Below are 18,770 nucleotides of genomic sequence, written 5' to 3'. Positions count from 1 at the left end.
GTGTACTGCAAGTGCTCCGCGGCCCGCTCAGAAACCGATCTCCAGCGCTCCGTCATGGGGGAGTCGTCCCAACCGGCGGATTCGCAGAAATCGCCAACATGCCATGGTCTACTTTACGTAACGATGCTTATCGGCGTTCAAAGAGTTCGAGTAGAAGCAGTCGAAATGACTTGTTTGAGTGCAGCATTAGTGACCTCGGATGCGGCACTGTTGATCACATCCCGTTAGAAGGCTGTCGTTCGTCTATTTGGTTTCGCACATGAGTTTCGGCGACGGTTGCGAACCTGAGAACGGTGCCAGAACCCGTCGGAGCCAAATCGGTCGTTTTTGGACATGAGAGGCAGGCACGCTGTTGCTCACATCGCGACCGGTCATGCGAACTGGCGGTATCTGGCGGTATCTGGCGGAAAGTGGAATGCCCCTGCAAGACGTGGCAGGCTCCAAGAGCTAACAACCCTGCCGTAACCTGTCCGTCGGGAAGCCTAGTCTGCGTATATGGACGCAATCTATGGATCGCAGGGTGATGTGGTGGGCTGGCTCGAGGATGAGGAGATTGTCCGAGACCTGAGCGGCCAAGTGGTCGGATGGCTTTACGGCGACGCCGTTTACGGGCTAAGCGGGCAGCATGCGGGCTACTTCAACAACGGTAATTTCCGAGACGACCGCGGCACCGTAGTTGCCTTTGTTGCGGGAGCGCAAGGCGGCCCCGCCAAACCGGCCCGGCATGCTCGTCCGGCCAGACCGGCGCGGGCTGCGCGACCCGCCCGTCCGGCTCGCTCCGCACGCCGTACCCGTGCTGCCCGAGCTTTTGCCTGGTCCGACCTGTCGTTTGCTCAATACTTACGTCGGTAGAGACTCCTGTCAGATTCAGAAGTCGGCGGCACTGATGTCAGAAGCGGTCTTCACTGGTCGGCCAGGTGACGACGATGCTGCGCCGCAAGGGGATCCTCATGCGGGTGCTCAACCGGGTCGATGGAGTGATCATCGCGATTCGGGTTGTGATCCGTAGACTCCTACTTATGGACCTTCTAGACCTGGGGCGGATCATTGTCGGGTTGGTGCTGCTGGTGCTGGGCGGGGAGGTACTGGTGCGAGGGGCCTCCGCCCTGGCTCGTCGAGCGGGGGTTTCCTCCCTGGTGGTCGGGCTCACCGTGGTCTCGGCGGCCACGTCGGCGCCCGAGCTTTCGGTGAGTATCGGTGCGGTCCTGCGCGACGAACCCGGACTGGCGGTGGGCAATGTGGTCGGCAGCAACATTGCTAACGTCTTGCTCATTCTCGGCCTCTCCGCTCTAGTTCTGCCGCTGGCCGCGACACAACGGTTGGTGCGCTTTGATCTCCCCCTGATGCTTTCTCTGTCCGCGGCGCTGCTGCTGGTCTGCCTCGACGGGGTGATCAGCGCGGTAGACGGGCTAATCCTGTTCGGTGCCGTGGTCGCTCACACCGTGCTGACCGTCACCATCGGCCGCAGAAGGACACAGTCCAAGGCCCCTGTTATGCAGCTGGCTGAGGGTTCCCCGGGTATCGGCACCTCCGCCCAGGCCCAGAAACTGCCTGTGGCCTCGAGCGGAAAGTCGATTCTGCTCGTGGTGTTCGGAGTTGCTCTCCTGGTAACCGGGGCCACGCTCCTCGTCGAGGGCGCGGTGAACACCGCCACCACGCTCGGGGTGAGCAGCCTAGTGGTCGGTTTAACCGTCGTGGCCATCGGCACATCTCTGCCTGAGCTGGCGACTTCCCTCATCGCCGTGCGCCGTGGCGAACGTGACTTGGCGATTGGCAACGTGGTCGGCAGCAACATCTTCAACATCGGAGTCGTGCTCGGGTTGCCAGCCATGATCTCCCTCGAGGGCATTCCCGTATCCAGCGCCGCCCTGGCCTTCGATATCCCGGTAATGTTGGCGGCCGCGATCGCCTTGCTGCCCGTAGCCTTCACCGGCTTCACGGTGGCGCGATGGGAAGGCGCCCTGTTCGTAGCCCTGTATCTGGTTTACCTCGGGTATCTCATCCTGGCTGCCACCGCACACGACGCACTGGAAGGATTTACCGCCGTGATGGCATGGTTTGTCCTCCCATTGATCACAGTGACGCTGATCGCCTTCACCGCATACGAAATCGGGCTGCGTAAGGGCCGACAAAGCAGCGGCACAACCCCCCGTCCGTCCTGACCACGAGCCGCTGACTAGATCAACCCGGGCCTGTCAATACCGCGCGCCCCCCCAGGCACCAGATAGTCGCCCCCCCCGATCAGTGCCAGACCCAGTGTCTAGTGGCCACCTGCATGGACACCCGGCCTGTAATTCAGATGACGTCACGAGGTGGCCTGAGTATTGGATCAGAGGAATCAACTCTGCAAGCCTCCCCAGCACACTGGCCGGCCATCACCTGCACCCCAACACCGTCATAGAGCGGCTGCGCGACCTGGGCGTCAACCCCTCAGCGCCCGCCACCGAGCCATCGGTGAGCTCGTCCTCGAATGCCCGCCCTCGCTCGTTGCCGAGGTCCTCGGCTACAGCACGCAGGTGGCTTTCCTCCACGCGAGCAAGGCTGCTGAGCCATGGGCCCGATGTGCCGGCCGATCCGTCAGGTCGCCCTGAGCGTCCCGAAAGACGATCATCCAGCGGACATGCCTGAGCCCATGGTCGGAGCCGCCACCACAGATGACCGCCATTTATCCCCGAAATTCACAGGCTTGTTGATTGCCTTTCGCTGGAGTTGGTCAGGCGCATCCGGACAGGGCGGCACCGAGGTAGGGCAGGTACACGATCGTGGCCAGTAGGACGAGCGTGGCCAGGTAGGAGGTGGTCGTGAGCGCGGCGAGCAATCCGGCCGGTCCGGTGTGCGGTTGCACGAGATGGCGGATCCGGTCGGGACCGAGGGCGTGCAAGGCTCCGTCGAGGGGTGCCTCATGCCCAGCGTGGTGGGCGTGCTCGCCGAGGGTGAGCAGGGCGCTGGCCAGGGCGGGGGTTCCGACGCGGCGGCGGGCGGCGTCGTCGGCGGCGATCTCGAGGTAGTGCCCGAGCGCGTCCTCGACGGCGGCCATTATTGGCAGCCAGCGCAGGGGCCGGCAGATGCTGGCCACGGTGGTGGTGATCAGGTGGTGGCGCTGATACAGGTGGGCATGTTCGTGGGCCAGGACTGCGGCGAGTTCATCGCGGGTCAGGGCTCGTAACGCCCCCTTGGAGATGAAGATTCCGCCGTGGCGCCGCGGGAGTGTCAGGGCGAACGGTCGGGAGTCGTCGATGATGAGCACGCTGTGACCGAGGATCTGTCGGGGCTCGGCCCAGACTCGCAGCCGGTGCGCGGTGCGCGTGGTCGCCCGGCGTTGCCGGTGGGCCTCGGCGCCGACCATGATGGCAAGGCCGGCAGCACCCAGTGCAGACAGGGCCAGCAACACCGCAGCGGGAATCCCGGTGTCGATGGTTGCGGTGGGGAACGGGTTGGCGGCGGCGAGGCAGCGCTGGCAGACGTCGGCGGCGCTGCCGGGTAAGAGCACCGGGCCGGAGGTGATCCACGCCAGCAGTGGCCCGAGGGCGAGGGCGGTGATGACCCAGCTGACAACGCTGCCGGTGAGTAGCGCCGCGGAGGTCCGGGGTGCGCGGACCAGTGCGGGAGCAGCCCGTCTGAGCACCCACGGGCCGGCCAGCGCCGAGACGGTCAGTGCGAGGACCAGCATTACGGTGAGACTCTCCGCGATCACCGCCCCCCTCCGTCCGCTCCATCCGTGCGCGCACGCAGGTAGTTGCGCAGCAGGTCGAGGTCGGTGGGAGGGATCGTGTCGATGAAGTGCAGCATGGACGCGGTACGGTCGCGGCTGGATTCCAGGGCGTGCCTCATCACGGAGGCGACATGCTCCTCCCTGGGGATCCTCGCCTCGTAGCGCGTGGAGTGGCCCTGCCGCAGGGCGGTGACCAGCTTCTTGCCGTCGAGGTTGCGGAGCACGGTGGCGATCGTGGTGTAGGCCGGGTCGTGAGACAGCCGGTTGATGATGTCCCTGATGGTGCCGGGACCGTGATCCCAGAGCGCGTCCATCACTTGTGCTTCCAGGGCACCCAGGCGGGGTGGTTCTGCTGCGAGTCCAGGCGTGGTCATCGGGCGGTCTCCATCCTCGGGGTAGGGACTGGGCAGGCGAACTGTCCGCGGAGTCGGCCCAGCAGGGCGATGCCGGTCAGCAGCAGGGCGCCGAGGGCGAGGTACGGCTGGATGGGGGCGAACCAGGTGATGGCCCCGGAGTAGCCCAGCGCTAGCAGGGCAAGCTTGTTGCACACCGGGCATCCCACGGCGAACCATGCCAGCAGGCCCCCGGCGACACCGAGCCGGCTCGTGCGCTGTTCCGCAGCATCACTGCCGTCCTCCACCCTAACGCGGCTCGTCGGGGCGGCCGCGCCGGCGGTGTCGACGCGCCCGCGCACGTAGGTGGCCACGAGCATCCCGGACAGTACGGAGGTGAGGACCCATACCGGGTAGTTCCACCACACCGGGGGGATCTCGCGGGTGAAGAACGTGTTGGGGATCAATACCGTCGCCAGCCCCAGCACCAGGCCGAACACCAGTGCCGCTGCTGTCGCGACCAGCACCTGGCGCCCCGTCCATGATCGGAGCGCCTGAACGGCCTCGGTGATGGACCGGGTCGCGAATGTCGGTTGGCGCGGTGCAGTCCTCATGGCTCCATCCTGCCCGAGGATGACTATGAATCATAGTCGACTATGTAAGATAGTCGATCGTGGCATCAAAGCGTCAGCGAGGAAAGGGCCCCGAGGCATGAACGCACAGAACGGTTCAACGAAGAAGAGAGCCTGGATGGTGCCCGCCGTCCTGGTGGCCGTCGCGGTCCTCCTGGTCGGGACAGTGATGATGTCCGCCCTGGGCGGTTCAGGCTCCGACGGCGCTGCTGCACCATCGACACCGGTGGAGTCGGCGCCGACACAGGTCGAGGGACCGCCGGATCTATCCGAGGCCGAACGCCACGACCCCGACGACCTGCTCGCAGCCGGCCCGGTGGAAGCGCCGGTGACGCTCGTGGTCTTCTCTGACTACCAGTGCCCGTTCTGTGCGCGCTGGAGCGAGGAGACCCTTCCGCTGATGATGGAGCACGTTCAGGCCGGTGACCTGCGCATCGAATGGCGGGACGTCAATGTGTTTGGTCCGGCCTCGGAGCGGGCCGCCCGCGCCTCCTATGCGGCCGCACTGCAGGGGGCGTTCTGGGAGTACCACGACGCCCTGTTCCAGGACGGGCAGAAGCGGTCCGAGGGGCAGCTGAGCGAGGAGGCGCTGACCGCCCTGGCCGAGGAACTCGGGTTGGATCCCGACCAGTTCGCCGAGGACATGGACTCGGCTCAGACGGCCGAGCAGATCGCCACCAATGAACAGCTGGGGCTGGGGCTGGGCGCCTACTCGACCCCGACGTTTGTGCTGGGAGGCCAACCCATCGTCGGCGCCCAGCCCTCGCAGGTGTTCCAGGACGCCTTCGACCAGGCCCTGACCGGATCGGAGTGAGTCCGTATGGATATTGGATTGCTCAGCGCCTTCCTGGGCGGGGTCCTGGCCCTGCTCAGCCCGTGCGCGGCCCTGTTGATGCCCGCGTTCTTCGCCTCCACCGTCGGGGCCGGGCCCCGGTTGCTCGCCCATGGGGCGGTCTTCTACGTCGGATTGTTGCTCGTGCTGGTGCCCCTGGGCGTGGGCGCGGGGGCCATTGGGACTCTTTTCGCCACGCACCGCGAGGTGATCGTGCTCAGTGCCTCGGTGCTGCTGGTGGTGCTGGGCGTAGTGCAGTTGCTCGGGTTCGGGTTCGACCCGGCCCGGCTGTTGCCCGGCGCGGCCCATCTGCAAGAGCGGGCGACCACGGCCACCGGATGGGCCAAGACGCTGCTGCTGGGCGCCGCCAGCGGGGTTGCTGGCTTCTGCGCCGGCCCGATCCTTGGCGCCGTGCTCACTCTGGCCGCCGCCCGAGGTGACATGGTCTCCGCCGGGACACTGCTGGCCGTCTACGGGGCCGGTATGGTCGCCCCGTTGCTGCTGATCGCCGCACTCTGGGGCCGCTTGGGGGCCCGGGGCCGGCGGGTGCTGCGTGGCCGGGCCTTCACGGTCTTCGGCCGCGAACTGCACAGCACCTCCATGCTCACCGGGTTCATCCTCATCGGAGTGGGCGTCGTCTTCTGGACCACCAACGGCCTGGTCACCGCCCCGGAGTTGCTGCCTTTGGAGGCCCAGGCCTGGTTGCAGGAGGGGTCGGCGGTCCTGGCCAATCCGGTCGTGGACATCCTTGCCATCCTGGTCCTGGTCTGCGCGGTGCTCATCGTGTGGGCGCGGCGACGACGGCGCGACCGCTCCACGGCAGGCACCCGCCCAGTGGGCGGATCATGATCCGTGGCCTCCGGGCCCTGGCTCTCATCATGGCCGTGGTTCTGGCCTTGACCGGGTGCGCTGGTGGGCTACCGGAGCCGGTGCGGGACCCGCATCCGGCCGAGGAGCCGCTGCCCGCGGTGGATACCCGTGCCCTGCGGCTGCCCACACCCTTCACGGGGTTGAGGGTGGTGGACCCCGGGTGGACCAGCGCCCCGCAATACGCTGACGGCATCTTCGTGGGGGTCGCAGAACAGGAGGCTCTGTGGCGGTTCTCCGCTGTCGATGTCCACGGTCAAGTGCGGTGGGTGGCCGAGCGCCCCGCTGAGGACACCGGGTTCGCGCTCACCGCCGACGCCGACGGGCGTTCACTGGCCGTGCTCACGGACGCCCACCAGGGATCCGGCACCGAGCCCGACACGGTCACCGCGACGGCCTACGTGTTGGCTACCGGGGAACACGTGTGGGGTCCCGTGGAGGTTCCCGGTCCCCAGGTGGGGCCCGGCCTCGTCTTCGCTCGACCATCCGAGGATCCGGCGGCGAGGGTGAGGTCGCGCACGGTCCTGGATTCAACCACCGGCCGCGCCGTGCCCTCGATATCCGACTCCTCCGACCGGGTCGTCGGCGAATACCACGGGACGGTGCTCGTCAGCGGAGACCACACCCTCACCGCACTGGACATCGCCGATGACCAAGAACTCTGGAGCATCCCGTTGGCCGAGCACGGTGAGGTCATCGCCGCCGTGGACTCCTCCGGGACTGCAGCCGCCGCGAACGGGCTGGTCCTGCTGGAGACCGAGCACTCCCGGGGTTTGCTCATTGATCTGCGCAACGGCGCCATCCTCAGCGACACGGCCCGCGACGCCGCCGCGGACCCTGGTACGGGCGCCGTCGTCATTCTGGACGAGGCCGGCCTGCATGCGACCCGGGACGGTCAGCAATTGTGGTCATTCACCGTCGCCAGCGACACTCGTCTCGCCGCGCTTGGCGGGGCCCTGGTTTACCTGCGGGACGACGAAGCAGTCCGGGTGCACAACGTCATCACCGGCGAGGTCGCCGACGCCTACGACCCCACCGGGACCGGCACCATCCTCGTCCCGGCGCACCTCACCGCAGAGGGGGCCGCGCTGTTTGTGGGCAAGGGGTCACGTCACCTCATCGTCACCCTCGTCCCTGAACCGGGCGCCTCTGGTTGAAAGTGACCGGGGGCACCCTGCCCGCCGATAGGCATCTTTTCACCGGGTACACCACGGGTTCTTCGGCGACTGAGGCCCTACCGGACACAGCCGGTAGGGCCTCAGCCGCGGGCGGCATGGGTGCTGGGGGGCGTCAGCGCCCGAACAGGCGGGCCAGGAGGCCGGGGCGCCGGGTGCTGGTCGGCGCTTCGGTGCGGTCGTGGCCAGGGCACCAGTTCCCGGCCGGGACGGTGCGCCTGACCTGGTCGATGTGCTGGCCGCAGCCGGCCCAGGTGGTCTTGCCGCAGACGCGGCAGGTGACGGATCGGCACATGGTCGGTTCCTTTCGAAGCGGGCGCTCCTGCCCGGCGGAAGGCACGGGGTCGGGCGGGGAGGATCGGTGACCCAGATGAAGACGGTGGGCCCGGCCGCGGGGGCGATGAAGGGGGGCGTGCCCCCGCGGTCGGGGGTCTAGGGGTGAGGGTCTGGAAGGGATGGGTAGAACCTTCCGGACCTCGGCTCAGCGGGCTTGCAGGGCGGTGGGGACCTGGTCGAAGAAGGAGGTCAGGGATGGAACCGCCTCGACGCGGTTCCACGGCATGCGGGACAGTATCGAGGCCATCGCGCAGGAGTCAGAGGCGGCGGAGTAGGCCAGGCCGGCGCCGATCGCCCCTGCCACCAGGCCCAGGCGGCGGTGCACCAGCTGGCCGGCCAGGGTGCCGGCCAGCACCAGGGTGCCGGCAGTCAGGCGGACCTGGCGGTCCATGGCCCACCGGTTGCCCCGGCGCACGACGTCGTCTCCGCCGGCCGCCTCGTAGGCGGCGACACCGCCCTCGAGCACCTCTGCGGATTCGAAACCGACGGCCTGCAGCTTCTGCCGGGCCTGGCCGGCGCGGGTGCCGGACTGGCACACCAGCACGACGTGTCCGGCCAGACGCTCTGCGAGGTCATCGGTGTGCTCGGTGAGCAGGTCCAGCGGCACGTTGTAGGAGCCGCGGATGTGCACGGTCTCGAACTCGCCCGGGGTGCGAACGTCGACGACCATCAGGTCCTGGTCCTGGTTCAGTCTTTGGCGCAGCTCGTCCGGGGTGACCGAACGGGTCTTAGGTGCGGTGGCGGTTACTGTCATCGGGCGGCTCCTGAGGTTTCGTTCTGCACTGTGGTGGTGTTCTGGGCGGTGTCCTGTCCGGTGTTCCAGGCGGACCAGGCGGCGTAGCTGCCCTCAAGCTCGACGACGTCGTAACCGGTCCGGCGCAGGGCGGCGGCGGCCACGGCGTTGCGCACCCCGGACTGGCAGTAGGTCACCAACGGGCCAGCGTCCTTCGCGGGCAGCTCGTCCTGGTAGAAGAGCACCTTGCCGGCGTTGAGCTGTCGGGAGCCGGGAACATGGCCCTCGGAGTGCTCGGTGCGGTTGCGCACGTCCACCAGCACGGCGGAGTCATGCTCAGCCAGGAAGGCGTCCAGTTCGGCCGGGGCGACGGTCTGCGGGATGGATGCCGGCAGGCCTTCCAGGGTCGGGGTGTAGCCGACCAGACCATCCACGCCCACGCGCACGAAGTGGTCGCCGTACTCGGCGGCGGCCTGCGCATCCTCGGCCAGCACGACCAGGCCGGCGTCATCGGCCTCCGGGTCGTACGCCCAACCGATGTGGGTGGCGGCCTTACCCAGCGACGGGACGCTCAAGGCTCCGGGCACGGTGCCGGCGTGCACTTGATCCACCGGGCGGGTATCCACGAGGGCCAAGGTGCCATCGGACAGGCCTCGGGCCAGTTCGTCGGCGGTGAAGGAGCGCGGGGCCGAGCGCTCACCGAGCAGGGCCGGGCCGACCTTGTTCTGCCGCTTCATCCGGGCGAAGTAGGCATGCGCGTCCGGCTGGCCCTCGAGCAGTTCGTCGATGAAGCCCTGCTCGTCGTTGTTGGCCAGGTAGGTGGCCCACCAGGCGAACTTGCGCTCATAGCCCACCGTGGTGGACGGCAGGGCGCCCAGGGCCTTGCCGCACGCCGAGCCAGCCCCGTGGCCGGGGTAGACCTGCACGTGGTCCGGCAGGGTCAGGAAGGCCTCCTTCAGGGAGGCGAACAGGTCCTTGGCCCCGGCGAAGCGGGTGTCCTGGGCCCCGGCGGCCTCGTCCAGCAGATCCGGGCGACCCACGTCACCGGAGAACACGAAGTCCCCGGTCAGGTAGTAGCCGGGCTCGTCGGTGAAGGCCCCATCGGTGACCAGGTAAGACAGGTGCTCGGGGGTGTGGCCGGGGGTGTGGCGGGCGCTGACGGTGATGTTGCCCAGAGCGATGGTGTCGCCCTCACGCAGCAGCTCGGCGTCAAAGCCATATGCCCAGTCCTCCCCGCCCTCGCCGGAAACGTAGAGGGTGGCGCCGGTGGCCGCGGCGAGTTCGCGGGTGCCGGAGAGGAAGTCGGCGTGGATGTGGGTCTCGGCCACGACGGTAATCCGCATGCCGTGGTGGGCGGCCAGCTCCAGGTACTGCCGGATGTCGCGGCGGGGGTCGACGACGAGGGCCTCGCCGGTGGCCTGGCAGCCGATCAGGTAGCTGGCCTGGGCCAGGTCCTCGTCGTAGATGCGCTCGAGAAGCATGATTCCTCCTGCGGGTCGGGAGCGAAAGTTCGGGTTCCGGCGTTCCGGATACCCCCTACCGTATTGTATACCCCCCTGGGTATGCAAGTGGGGGCGTGCGGTCGAACGCGCGTCTTAGCGGGCGTGCCCCGTTCGCCAGGGATTTGCTGGTGACCGGGAGTTCACCCGGGAGGAGCCGGTGGGTAGGGTGGCCGATACCTGACGGTACGAGGCGGTAGCGGTGCTGAAGCTGTCCCGACCCCGTAATTGCGATCTCCGTCAAGTCCTACCCAAGCGAAGGGCGATGATCGAGTGAAAGGACGGCCATGGCGGATCAGCACACGCCCCTTGAGATGTCCGACCCGGTGCGCGCAGTCACTCCGGAGGGCACCCAGGTCGGCCTGGACCGGAAGATCAAGCAGCGCGTGGAGTCCTACGCCGAGGCGTCCGCCGGGGAAATCTCCGTGCGCATCGACGAACTGGAACGCGAATGGGACATCGAGCGAGTGCTGGAGCTCAATGCCTCGTCCCTGGCCTTCGTGGGCACCGTGCTCGGCGCTACCGTCAGCCGGAAGTGGCTGCTGCTGCCTGGTGTTGTCTTACCGTTCCTTTTCCAGCATGCCATCCAGGGGTGGTGCCCGCCTGTGTTCCTTTTCCGCCGCCTGAGGGTACGCACCCGTAAGGAGATCGAGCTGGAAAAGTATGCCCTCAAAGCCCTCCGCGGGGACTTCGTGGCGTCCACCAAAGAAGTGAACCCCGAGGATGCCCTGCGCGGGGCGACGCGTTGAGCGCGGCCATGCGCAGGGGAGTGAAGAAGCGATGGAGTTGTTGAGGGGCCCACTGGTAAGGGAACAATGGCCACAGGGGCCGCGATGCTGGGAGGTCTGGATGTCTGCTGCTGAGACGAGTGCAGGCCGGGGTGCAGCACCCGAGGCGCGCCGGGGATCCGGGACCACCCTGGACCGGCGCACGGTGGCCTCGGGGTTCCTGTTCGGATGTGGGATCGCGGCGTCGATGATCGACCTGTTCATCTTTCACCTGGGCCTGCAGTGGCATCACTTCTACGATCTGTCCACCACGCAGGTGGCGTTGACCGCAGATGGGTTCTTCCACGCCTTCGGGTGGTTCATCACCATCTGGGGACTGTTTCTGCTGGCCGACGTTCGACGTCGGACCGAGGTGGTCTGGAAGCGTTGGACAGGGGCAGTGATTGCCGGGGTCGGGTTCTTTCAGCTCTTCGATGGGGTAGTCGATCACAAGGTGCTGCGAATCCACCAGGTCCGCTACGGAGTGGACCTGCTGCCCTATGACATCGCGTGGATCGGCTCGGCGGTGTTGTTGTTGATGATCGGGGTTCTCATCCTTTGGCGCACCCGGCCGACCGGCGTCACGGACTGAGTGTCTTGTGAGGGATCACGACCACAGTAGCGGGCACAGTGGCGCCGGTCATGGCCCGGTCCTGGGGACCGAGGCCTGGGGGTGGGCGCTCTTTGATGCTGTGGTCGTCCTCGCCCTGGTGACAGCCGCGGTTGGTTATGCGGCCTGCCTGTGGGCGGCCCGGGGCCGCAGCCCGTGGCCGGTGCGCCGGACCGTGGCCTGGTACGCCGGTCTGGTCTGCGCCGGGGCCAGGCTCCTCGGCCCGGTCGCCGCGGCCGCTCACACCAGTTTCACTGCCCACATGCTGGGGCATCTGTTGCTTGGGATGCTAGCCCCGTTGCTGCTGGTCCTGGGCGCGCCTGTCACCCTGATCTTGCGGGCTGTGCCGGTGGCCCGGGCCCGGTCACTGACTCGGCTGCTGCGCAGCCGCTACGTCCGGATCATCACCCACCCGATGGTCGCGGCCGTGCTCAATGCCGGTGGGCTGTGGGTGCTCTACAGCACCGAGCTGTATCAACTGATGCATACCTCGGCACTGATCCACGGGCTGGTGCACGCCCACATCTTCCTAGCTGGTTACCTCTTCACCGCCTCCCTGGTGGGGGTGGACCCGGACCCGCACCGGGCCTCGGTTCCCGTGCGCTCAGCGGTGCTGATCGCCTTCATCGCCGCTCACCCGATCCTGGCCAAATGGCTCTACGCCCATCCGCCGGCCGGAGTCGAGGTCACGGACGGCCAGGCAGGGGCGCAACTGATGTACTACGGCGGGGATGCCGTCGACGTGGTGTTGATCGTGCTGCTCTTCGCCGGGTGGTACTCAGCCACCCGACCCAAATCCGTAGCGGACTCTCCATCCGGACCCCAGAGCACTCGAGATCTCCAGGTAGACAGAGAACACTGAACGAAGCGGAGGAATGAGCATGTCATCACGATTCAGCGGCATCCTGCAGGCGGCTGGCACCGGTGCGGCGGCCGGCCTGGCCGGAGGGGTAGTGATGGTGGTGGGTGAGAAGATCGAACAGGCCATCACCCACCGACCGAACTCCTACGTGCCAGCCCGGGCACTCTTGACCCTGGTCGGGCAGCACCCCGGCGACACGGACCGGCCGGTGGTGTGGAACCATTTGATGCACTATTCCACCGCCGCCACCCTCGGTGCCCTGCGCGGAATCTGGGCGGTCACCGGGATCCGCGGGGCCCATGCCAATGCCTGGCATACCGTCGTGAGACTGGGCTTCGACCAGACCATCGAGAACGCCACCGGGGTCGGTGCCCCGCCGACCACCTGGCCGGTGCGTGAGCAGGTGGTCGACGTCCTGCACAAAGCCGTGTTCTCCGTGGCCACCGGCATGATCGCCGACCGCGCCCTGGCCCCGGTGCTCACCTCCACCCGAGGGCGCACCAGCCACTAGTTTTCCCAGCCCAGCCCGGTGCGGTCAACAAGGACTAGACACCGGCGCAACAGCCCGTCGCACAGGACCGGCTCGCAGCGGCCAAGGCCGCACCCGATGACGCCATCACCGGGCCCGGCTTACGGATGCAGATAGGACCACCCCTCACTCTGGCGGATTACCAGATGGGCCATCCCGGAGGGCACGACAGTGGCCTGAGGGTGAATCCGATCTGGCGTAAGGCCGCGGGCGGTAAGAGTGTTCTGGCAAACGCGCACCTGTAGGCCGGCCTCCAACAGGCCGGGCAACAGCTCGCCGACCGGCTCGGTGGCCACGGCGATGCCGGGACCGTGGGCCACCAGCTCAACCTGCAGATCGGGGCCCAGCGCCGTATAGAGGTTGGTGACGTTCTGCAATACAGCTTGAATCTTCGTCGGATCGGCGTCGTTGAGATGTACGACGGTGCGATGCATGAGCACTCCTTCGCTACGGGCATGAGGCTGCGGCCAGGTGGGGGCCCGCCTGATCTCACCTTAGGCGTCTCGATATACCTCCTGTGGACCTCGAGGGGCAGCGACCCGTCCGCAAAGGCGGCGGCAGGGGTCTCAGTGACTGGCGCGGCTCAGGCCGAGAAGGACCAGCGTGGCGGCGATGACCAACAGAGCGGCCAGGGCGTTGACACCGGGGTAGCCGATCAAGCCCATGGCCGGCCCGGCGGCCGCAGCCCCGACGGCCCCGGCCAGGGACATGGTGGCGTCGGAGAAGCCCTGGGCCGGGACCCGCTGGGCCGGGGCCAGGGAGGACACCAACAGGGTGGAGCCGGCCACGGTGACTGCGGACCAACCCAGCCCCAGCAGGACCAGTCCGGCGGTGACCGCCCCCATGTGCCCCGGCGCCAGTCCGGTCAGGGCGACGGCGGTGATGAGGGTGCCCATGCCGGTCAGCACGGTGGGGGTGGGACCGAGGCGGTCGGTGAGCCATCCCATCACCGGGGACAGGGCGTACATGCCGGCGATGTGCAGGGAGATGGTGAACCCGATCAGCGCGATGGTGTCCAGGTGCCCGGCCGTGGCCCCGGCCTGGTGCTGCATGTGCAGCGGGGTCATCGACATCACCGCGACCATTACCGCGTGGGCGGCGATCACGGCGGTCACCGCGGCGGCCGCGGTGGGATGGGCACGCAGGATCTGCCAGCCGGCCCGCCAGGGGTTCCTGCTGGCGGTGGGCCCCGAGCGCGCGGGGGCGCCCCCGTCCAGGGTCCGGGAGGTCAGCAGCGGATCCGGACGCAAAAACACCGCGATGATGCCCGCACCCAGGACCATGCCGGCCGCGGAGATCACGAACGGGCCGGCCTGGGCGGGGATGCCCAGCCAACCGGCCAGGACGGCTCCGGGGCCGACCATGTTCGGCCCGGCTACCGCCCCGATGGTGATCGCCCAGACCACCAGGGACAAATCCCGGCCGCGGCGAGCCGGGACGGCCAGATCGGTGACCGCGAAGCGGGCCTGCAGGTTGACCGCCGATCCGAGACCGACGAGGAAGGCTCCGCCCAGCAACAGGGGAAACCCGGAAGTGAGGACGGCGGCGACCATCAGCCCGGCCCCGATGATGGCCGCACTCAGCCCCGTGGTCAGGGCCGCTCGGCGTCCGCGCGCCAGGGCCAATTGCGATAGCGGGATCGCGGTGGCGGCGGTGCCCAGGGTCAGGGCGGTGTTCACCGATCCGGCCCAGGCCTCGGAGCCGGCCAGGTCCACGGCCAGGATCGAGCCCAGGGCCAGGGTCGAGCCGTTGCCCAGTCCGGAGAAGACCTGCGCGATCGACAGGGTGCGCACGGTCCGGGATTGGACGGCGTGCAGATCCGGGACGGTGGTGGTCATGGGTGAGGGCTCCTGAGATGGCGGGTGGCGGTGGGCAGGGAAAGTCCGGGGGTGTGGTCGCGGCCCCGCATGCGCACTGCCACCACGGTGCCGGAGGCCGCGGTCAGGGCGGCGACGACGGTGACCGCGGTGGGGATACCGAAGGCGTCGGCGACCAGGCCGGCGATCACGGCGCCGGCGGCGAAGCCCCCGTCACGCCAGAGCCGGTAGATGCCCACCGACCGGGCCCGCCAGGCCGGGTGGGCGACGTCGCCGATGGCGGCCAGCAGGGTGGGGTAGACCATCGCCGTTCCCGCCCCGAGCAGCACCATGGCCACCAGCCAGGCCCCGAATCCGGAGCCGGCAGCGATCAGGGCCAGGGCCAGGGCCTGGGTGAGCATCCCGGCCACGATGAACCCCTTGCGGCCCCACCGGTCCGACAGGGCACCGGTGGCCAACTGTCCGGCACCCCACACGGCCGGATAGACCGCGGCGAGGATTCCGATCTGGCCCAGGGACAGCCCGGCCGCGGCGAACAGCACCGGGAACAGCCCCCAGGCCAGCCCGTCGTTGAGATTGTTGACCATCCCCGCCTGGCTGACCGAGGACAGGGATCGGTCGCGGAAGCTGGTCAGGGTGAAGACCTGGGCGCTGCTCAGGCCCGCGTGGGCTTCGGGACGGGTGCCGAGGTGACCGGCGGCCTCCAGGCGGGCGTGGTCCCGGGTCTCACGCACGGTGAGCACGGACAGTCCCAGCCCGAGTCCGATGTAGGCCGCGCCGAGCAGGAACGGGGCCGGACGCAACCCGTACTCGGCGGCCAGATAGCCGGTGGCCATGGCCGTGGCGGCGACCCCGAGGTAGCCGGCGGCCTCGTTCAGGCCCATGGCTGCCCCGCGGCGATGCGGGCCGACCAGGTCCATCTTCATCACCACGGTCGTCGACCAGGTCAACCCCTGGCTGATGCCCAGCAACACGTTGGCGGCCACGATCCAGTCCCAGGACGGCCCGTAGATCAGCAGCACCGGCACCGGCAGGGCGATCAGCCAACCGGCCACCAGCACCGGCTTGCGCCCGTAGCGGTCACTGAGCGTGCCGGCCAGGTAGTTGGTGGCGGCCTTGGCCACCCCGAAGGCCAGGATGTAGGTCAGCGAACTGGTGTACAGATCCAGGCCGAACACGTCGGTGGCCAGTAGCGGCAGCACCGTACGCTCTTGTCCGAGCGTCCCGCCGACCAGGGCATTGACGGCCACCAACAGGGTGAACTGGGCCAGGTTCTGCCGCAGACCCAGCACGGGCCGGGGGTCCGGGCGGCGCCCCGTAGCGCTAGGAGTCCTCACGCAGCCGTACTCTCCCTCTCGTGGGCAGTGATGGTCCGGTCGGTGTCGGTCAGGCCTGCTCGGTCCGGTCGGACTGGGCGGCCGCCTGGGCATGGACCTGGACCATGTCCAGGTCCTTCACGGCGGTGATGACCTGTTCGAGGGCAGGCGCAGGCAAGGCGCCGGGCTGGGAGAAGACCAGCACGCCCTCGCGGAAGGCCATCAGGGTGGGGATGGAGCTGATGCCCGCAGCGCCAGCCAGGGCCTGCTCGGCCTCGGTGTCGACCTTGGCGAAGACCACGTCGGGGTGCTGGGCCGAGGCGGCCTCGTAGGTGGGGGCGAACCGGCGGCAGGGCCCGCACCAGCCCGCCCAGAAGTCCACGAGCACAATGTCATTTTCCTGGATGGTGCCGGCGAAGTCCTGGTCGGTGACGTCGATGGTGGCCATGGGGGTCTCCTTGTCAGTGATGATCGGTCGTCTGCGGTCGGTGTAGACCGACGGGAACAGGAAGGGGTGGAGGACGCTCAGGTGGGGTTGGTGGTGCCGGCGGTGCGGATCGGGCAGCTGGGCACGGCGAACCAGCACACGGCGGCGGCCACGGCCGCCAGGGCGGCGACCGCCCCGACGATCATTCCGGTGGCCCCGGGCAACTCCTGGACCAGGACGAAGACGCCCATGATGAGCACGAACACCCCGAAGCCCTTACGCAGGGCGGCCTCCGGGATCCGCCCGGCCAGCCGGGCCCCGAGCACCGATCCGGCGATCGCGGCGGCGGTCACAGCCCCGACCAGCACCCAGTCCAGGGACACGGTGGTCAGGTACCCGGCCAGTCCGGCGAAGGACTTCATCGCGATCACTACTAGGGAGGTGCCCACTGCCACGGGCATGGACAACCCGCCCAGCAGGGCCAGGGCGGGCACGATGAGGAAGCCACCACCGGCGCCGACCAGGCCGGTGACCAAACCGACGACCAGGCCCTCGGCCAGGACCTTGAGGATCGGCAGTTCGCCCTCGTGGGTCGTCGCGGCCTTGTTCTTGCGGCCACGGATCATGGCCACCGAGGTGGCCACCATCATCAGGGCGAATGCGATCATCAGGACGGTACCGGGGATGTATCCGCCCAGCAGGCCGCCACCGAAGGCCCCGGCCATGCCGGCGGCACCGAAGATCAGCCCAGTGCGCCACTTGACCCGCTGGTTGCGGGCGTGGGTGATGGCGCTGAAGGCGGAGGTGACTCCGACGACGAACAGGGACGCGGCGATCGCCTCCTTGGGATCCAGACCGGCGACGTAGGTCAGGATCGGCACGGTCAGGATCGATCCGCCGCCGCCGAGCAGGCCCAGGGAGAGCCCGATCAACACCGAGAGCAGCAGGGTCAGAAGAAGGGTGAGCGTCATGGCAGCGTCCTTGTCAGTCGGCGGTCAGCAGTCATCGGTCGGAGGCCGGGCTCAGTGGGCCGGCAGTCCGGCGCCCTGCCAGGCGACCATCCCGCCGGTCATGGTGTCGGCGGTGTAGCCGGCCTGATTGAGCGCCTCGGCCACCCGGGCGCTGCGGTTGCCGCTGCGGCACACCACGATCACCGGGCGGGACCGGTCCAGCTCCTGCAGCCGGGAACCGAGCTGGTCCATGGGAATGTGCAGGGCGCCGGGGATCATCCCCTCGGCTACCTCGAAATCCTCGCGCACATCCAGAATCTGGTCCTGGGCTCGGCGCTCATCGGCCTGGGCAACGGTGATCTCGGACATGACTACTCCTCAACGTATCGGGGACATCAAAGGGGACGGATCCGTGGCGCTTAGGCCAAAGCCGGGCTGTCCAGCAGGTATCCGGTCACAGGCAGAGCCTGTCTCGACTCAGTATGCACGATACCCCCAGGGGTATGCAAGACACCCCCTGGGGTATAGAATGGATGGCACGCCCCGACCTCAGGAGACCACGTGCAACTGGACGCCACCGAGATGACCCCCGTACTCAACCGCCTCAGGCGCGCCCAAGGCCAGCTCACCGCCGTGGTGCGCATGCTCGAGGAGGGCCGGGACTGCAAGGACGTCGTCACCCAGCTCTCGGCGGTGTCCAAGGCCCTGGATCGCGCCGGCTTCGCCATCATCGCCAGCGGGCTCGAGCAGTGCCTGGCCAACCCGGAAGAGAACCTGGACAAGAAGGACCTGGAGAAGCTCTTCCTTTCCCTGGCCTGACCGGCCCTGTCTCGGGCAGGCTGAGAACACCCCTCATCGTTCACGAAGGAGCTCAGAATGGCCTATACCCACTCGATCACCGTCCCCCTGACCTACGAGCAGGCCGTGGAACGCACCCGTCAGGCCCTGGCCGAGCAGGGCTTCGGCGTCCTCACCGAGGCCGACATCACCGCCACGTTTACCGCCAAGCTCGGCCCCGAGGCCGCCGCAGACCTCGGCGACTACGTGATCCTCGGAGCCTGCAACCCGACACTGGCCAGCCGCGCCCTGGCGGCCGAACCCCAGCTCGGCGCCCTGCTGCCCTGCAACGTCGTGGTCCGCCGCGGGTCCGATGACCAGCACACCCTCATCGAGGCCATCGACCCGCAGACCATGGTCCGCCTCAGCGACAGCCCCCAGGTCCGCGAGGTCGCCGACGACGCCGACACCCGCCTGCGCGCCGCCCTGGCCAGCCTCGGCCGCACAGGCCCCGCACGCCCGGACTCCGACCCGGTCCACTGAACCTGACGGGCGCCCCTACGCCCGTCGCCTTACCGCCAGTGCCCGGATGCCGCG

Annotated in this window: 23 protein-coding genes; 11 read left to right on the top strand and 12 right to left on the bottom strand. The window is 68.3% G+C overall.

Annotated features, from left to right (window positions below; all coding sequences use genetic code 11):
- Positions 1–495 precede the first annotated feature (495 nt).
- Complete coding sequence (locus IEX49_RS17155) at positions 496–852, top strand: 4-fold beta flower protein (protein ID WP_373286748.1); 357 nt, start codon at positions 496–498, stop codon at positions 850–852.
- A 167-nt stretch (positions 853–1,019) separates the two neighbouring features.
- Entirely contained in the window at positions 1,020–2,162 is a 1,143-nt protein-coding gene (locus IEX49_RS16440) for a calcium/sodium antiporter (RefSeq protein ID WP_159554338.1), read from the top strand.
- A 551-nt stretch (positions 2,163–2,713) separates the two neighbouring features.
- Here IEX49_RS16440 and IEX49_RS16435 read toward each other — a convergent pair.
- The 3 genes from IEX49_RS16435 to IEX49_RS16425 are packed head-to-tail and all read right to left on the bottom strand — an operon-like array spanning position 2,714 to position 4,658.
- Complete coding sequence (locus tag IEX49_RS16435) at positions 2,714–3,670, bottom strand: M56 family metallopeptidase (RefSeq protein ID WP_201301236.1); 957 nt, start codon at positions 3,668–3,670, stop codon at positions 2,714–2,716.
- A 20-nt stretch (positions 3,671–3,690) separates the two neighbouring features.
- Entirely contained in the window at positions 3,691–4,086 is a 396-nt protein-coding gene (locus IEX49_RS16430; RefSeq protein WP_115931386.1) for a BlaI/MecI/CopY family transcriptional regulator, read from the bottom strand.
- On the bottom strand, positions 4,083–4,658 hold the full coding sequence (locus IEX49_RS16425) for a hypothetical protein (RefSeq protein WP_159554342.1): 576 nt from the start codon (positions 4,656–4,658) through the stop codon (positions 4,083–4,085). Before IEX49_RS16425 ends, IEX49_RS16430 begins: the two co-directional genes overlap by 4 nt.
- A 97-nt stretch (positions 4,659–4,755) precedes the next feature.
- Between IEX49_RS16425 and IEX49_RS16420 the strand changes: the two genes are divergently transcribed.
- From IEX49_RS16420 to IEX49_RS16410, 3 genes are read left to right on the top strand one after another with little or no spacing between them, the layout of a single operon-like run.
- Positions 4,756–5,490, top strand: coding sequence for a DsbA family protein (locus IEX49_RS16420; RefSeq protein WP_159554344.1), 735 nt, complete (start codon positions 4,756–4,758; stop codon positions 5,488–5,490).
- 6 nt (positions 5,491–5,496) lie between these two features.
- Positions 5,497–6,357, top strand: a complete 861-nt coding sequence (locus tag IEX49_RS16415) for a cytochrome c biogenesis CcdA family protein (RefSeq protein WP_159554346.1) — start codon at positions 5,497–5,499, stop codon at positions 6,355–6,357.
- Entirely contained in the window at positions 6,354–7,532 is a 1,179-nt protein-coding gene (locus tag IEX49_RS16410; protein WP_159554348.1) for an outer membrane protein assembly factor BamB family protein, read from the top strand. Before IEX49_RS16415 ends, IEX49_RS16410 begins: the two co-directional genes overlap by 4 nt.
- A 133-nt stretch (positions 7,533–7,665) precedes the next feature.
- Here the strand turns inward: IEX49_RS16410 and IEX49_RS16405 are convergent, their stop codons facing one another.
- The 3 genes from IEX49_RS16405 to IEX49_RS16395 all read right to left on the bottom strand — a co-directional run bounded on the left by IEX49_RS16405 (position 7,666) and on the right by IEX49_RS16395 (position 10,100).
- Positions 7,666–7,845, bottom strand: a complete 180-nt coding sequence (locus tag IEX49_RS16405; RefSeq protein WP_159554350.1) for a DUF8730 family Cys-rich protein — start codon at positions 7,843–7,845, stop codon at positions 7,666–7,668.
- A 186-nt stretch (positions 7,846–8,031) separates the two neighbouring features.
- On the bottom strand, positions 8,032–8,640 hold the full coding sequence (locus IEX49_RS16400) for a rhodanese-like domain-containing protein (protein ID WP_159554352.1): 609 nt from the start codon (positions 8,638–8,640) through the stop codon (positions 8,032–8,034).
- Entirely contained in the window at positions 8,637–10,100 is a 1,464-nt protein-coding gene (locus IEX49_RS16395; protein WP_159554354.1) for an MBL fold metallo-hydrolase, read from the bottom strand. Before IEX49_RS16395 ends, IEX49_RS16400 begins: the two co-directional genes overlap by 4 nt.
- A 305-nt stretch (positions 10,101–10,405) precedes the next feature.
- On the opposite strand from IEX49_RS16395, the gene IEX49_RS16390 reads away from it, so the two are divergent.
- From IEX49_RS16390 to IEX49_RS16375, 4 genes are all read left to right on the top strand, one after another.
- Positions 10,406–10,867: a hypothetical protein gene (locus tag IEX49_RS16390; RefSeq protein ID WP_159554356.1), complete on the top strand. Its 462-nt coding sequence runs from the start codon at positions 10,406–10,408 to the stop codon at positions 10,865–10,867.
- 100 nt (positions 10,868–10,967) lie between these two features.
- On the top strand, positions 10,968–11,477 hold the full coding sequence (locus tag IEX49_RS16385; RefSeq protein WP_159554358.1) for a DUF2243 domain-containing protein: 510 nt from the start codon (positions 10,968–10,970) through the stop codon (positions 11,475–11,477).
- Between the two features lie 118 nt (positions 11,478–11,595).
- Positions 11,596–12,357: a cytochrome c oxidase assembly protein gene (locus IEX49_RS16380; protein WP_229672834.1), complete on the top strand. Its 762-nt coding sequence runs from the start codon at positions 11,596–11,598 to the stop codon at positions 12,355–12,357.
- 19 nt (positions 12,358–12,376) lie between these two features.
- On the top strand, positions 12,377–12,868 hold the full coding sequence (locus IEX49_RS16375; protein ID WP_229672833.1) for a hypothetical protein: 492 nt from the start codon (positions 12,377–12,379) through the stop codon (positions 12,866–12,868).
- A gap of 119 nt (positions 12,869–12,987) precedes the next feature.
- On the opposite strand, the gene IEX49_RS16370 is transcribed toward IEX49_RS16375, so the two are convergent.
- The 6 genes from IEX49_RS16370 to IEX49_RS16345 form a co-directional block, all read right to left on the bottom strand.
- Positions 12,988–13,320 (bottom strand): DsrE family protein, encoded by a 333-nt coding sequence (locus tag IEX49_RS16370; RefSeq protein ID WP_159554364.1) that lies wholly within the window; start codon positions 13,318–13,320, stop codon positions 12,988–12,990.
- Positions 13,321–13,452: 132 nt separating this feature from the next.
- Positions 13,453–14,724: an MFS transporter gene (locus IEX49_RS16365; RefSeq protein ID WP_159554366.1), complete on the bottom strand. Its 1,272-nt coding sequence runs from the start codon at positions 14,722–14,724 to the stop codon at positions 13,453–13,455.
- Positions 14,721–16,040 (bottom strand): MFS transporter, encoded by a 1,320-nt coding sequence (locus IEX49_RS16360; RefSeq protein WP_229672832.1) that lies wholly within the window; start codon positions 16,038–16,040, stop codon positions 14,721–14,723. Before IEX49_RS16360 ends, IEX49_RS16365 begins: the two co-directional genes overlap by 4 nt.
- 49 nt (positions 16,041–16,089) lie before the next feature.
- On the bottom strand, positions 16,090–16,467 hold the full coding sequence (trxA, locus tag IEX49_RS16355; protein WP_159554370.1) for a thioredoxin: 378 nt from the start codon (positions 16,465–16,467) through the stop codon (positions 16,090–16,092).
- Between the two features lie 77 nt (positions 16,468–16,544).
- Positions 16,545–17,417: a sulfite exporter TauE/SafE family protein gene (locus IEX49_RS16350; protein WP_159554372.1), complete on the bottom strand. Its 873-nt coding sequence runs from the start codon at positions 17,415–17,417 to the stop codon at positions 16,545–16,547.
- Positions 17,418–17,468: 51 nt separating this feature from the next.
- Positions 17,469–17,765, bottom strand: coding sequence for a rhodanese-like domain-containing protein (locus IEX49_RS16345; RefSeq protein WP_159554374.1), 297 nt, complete (start codon positions 17,763–17,765; stop codon positions 17,469–17,471).
- 192 nt (positions 17,766–17,957) lie between these two features.
- On the opposite strand from IEX49_RS16345, the gene IEX49_RS16340 reads away from it, so the two are divergent.
- Entirely contained in the window at positions 17,958–18,215 is a 258-nt protein-coding gene (locus IEX49_RS16340) for a metal-sensitive transcriptional regulator (protein ID WP_101589005.1), read from the top strand.
- A gap of 57 nt (positions 18,216–18,272) precedes the next feature.
- Positions 18,273–18,716: a DUF302 domain-containing protein gene (locus IEX49_RS16335; protein ID WP_159554375.1), complete on the top strand. Its 444-nt coding sequence runs from the start codon at positions 18,273–18,275 to the stop codon at positions 18,714–18,716.
- Positions 18,717–18,770: the final 54 nt, after the last annotated feature.

The organism is Citricoccus zhacaiensis (assembly GCF_014645315.1).
Lineage (GTDB): Bacteria > Actinomycetota > Actinomycetes > Actinomycetales > Micrococcaceae > Citricoccus > Citricoccus zhacaiensis.
This window is presented reverse-complemented; position numbering and strand designations above follow the sequence as displayed.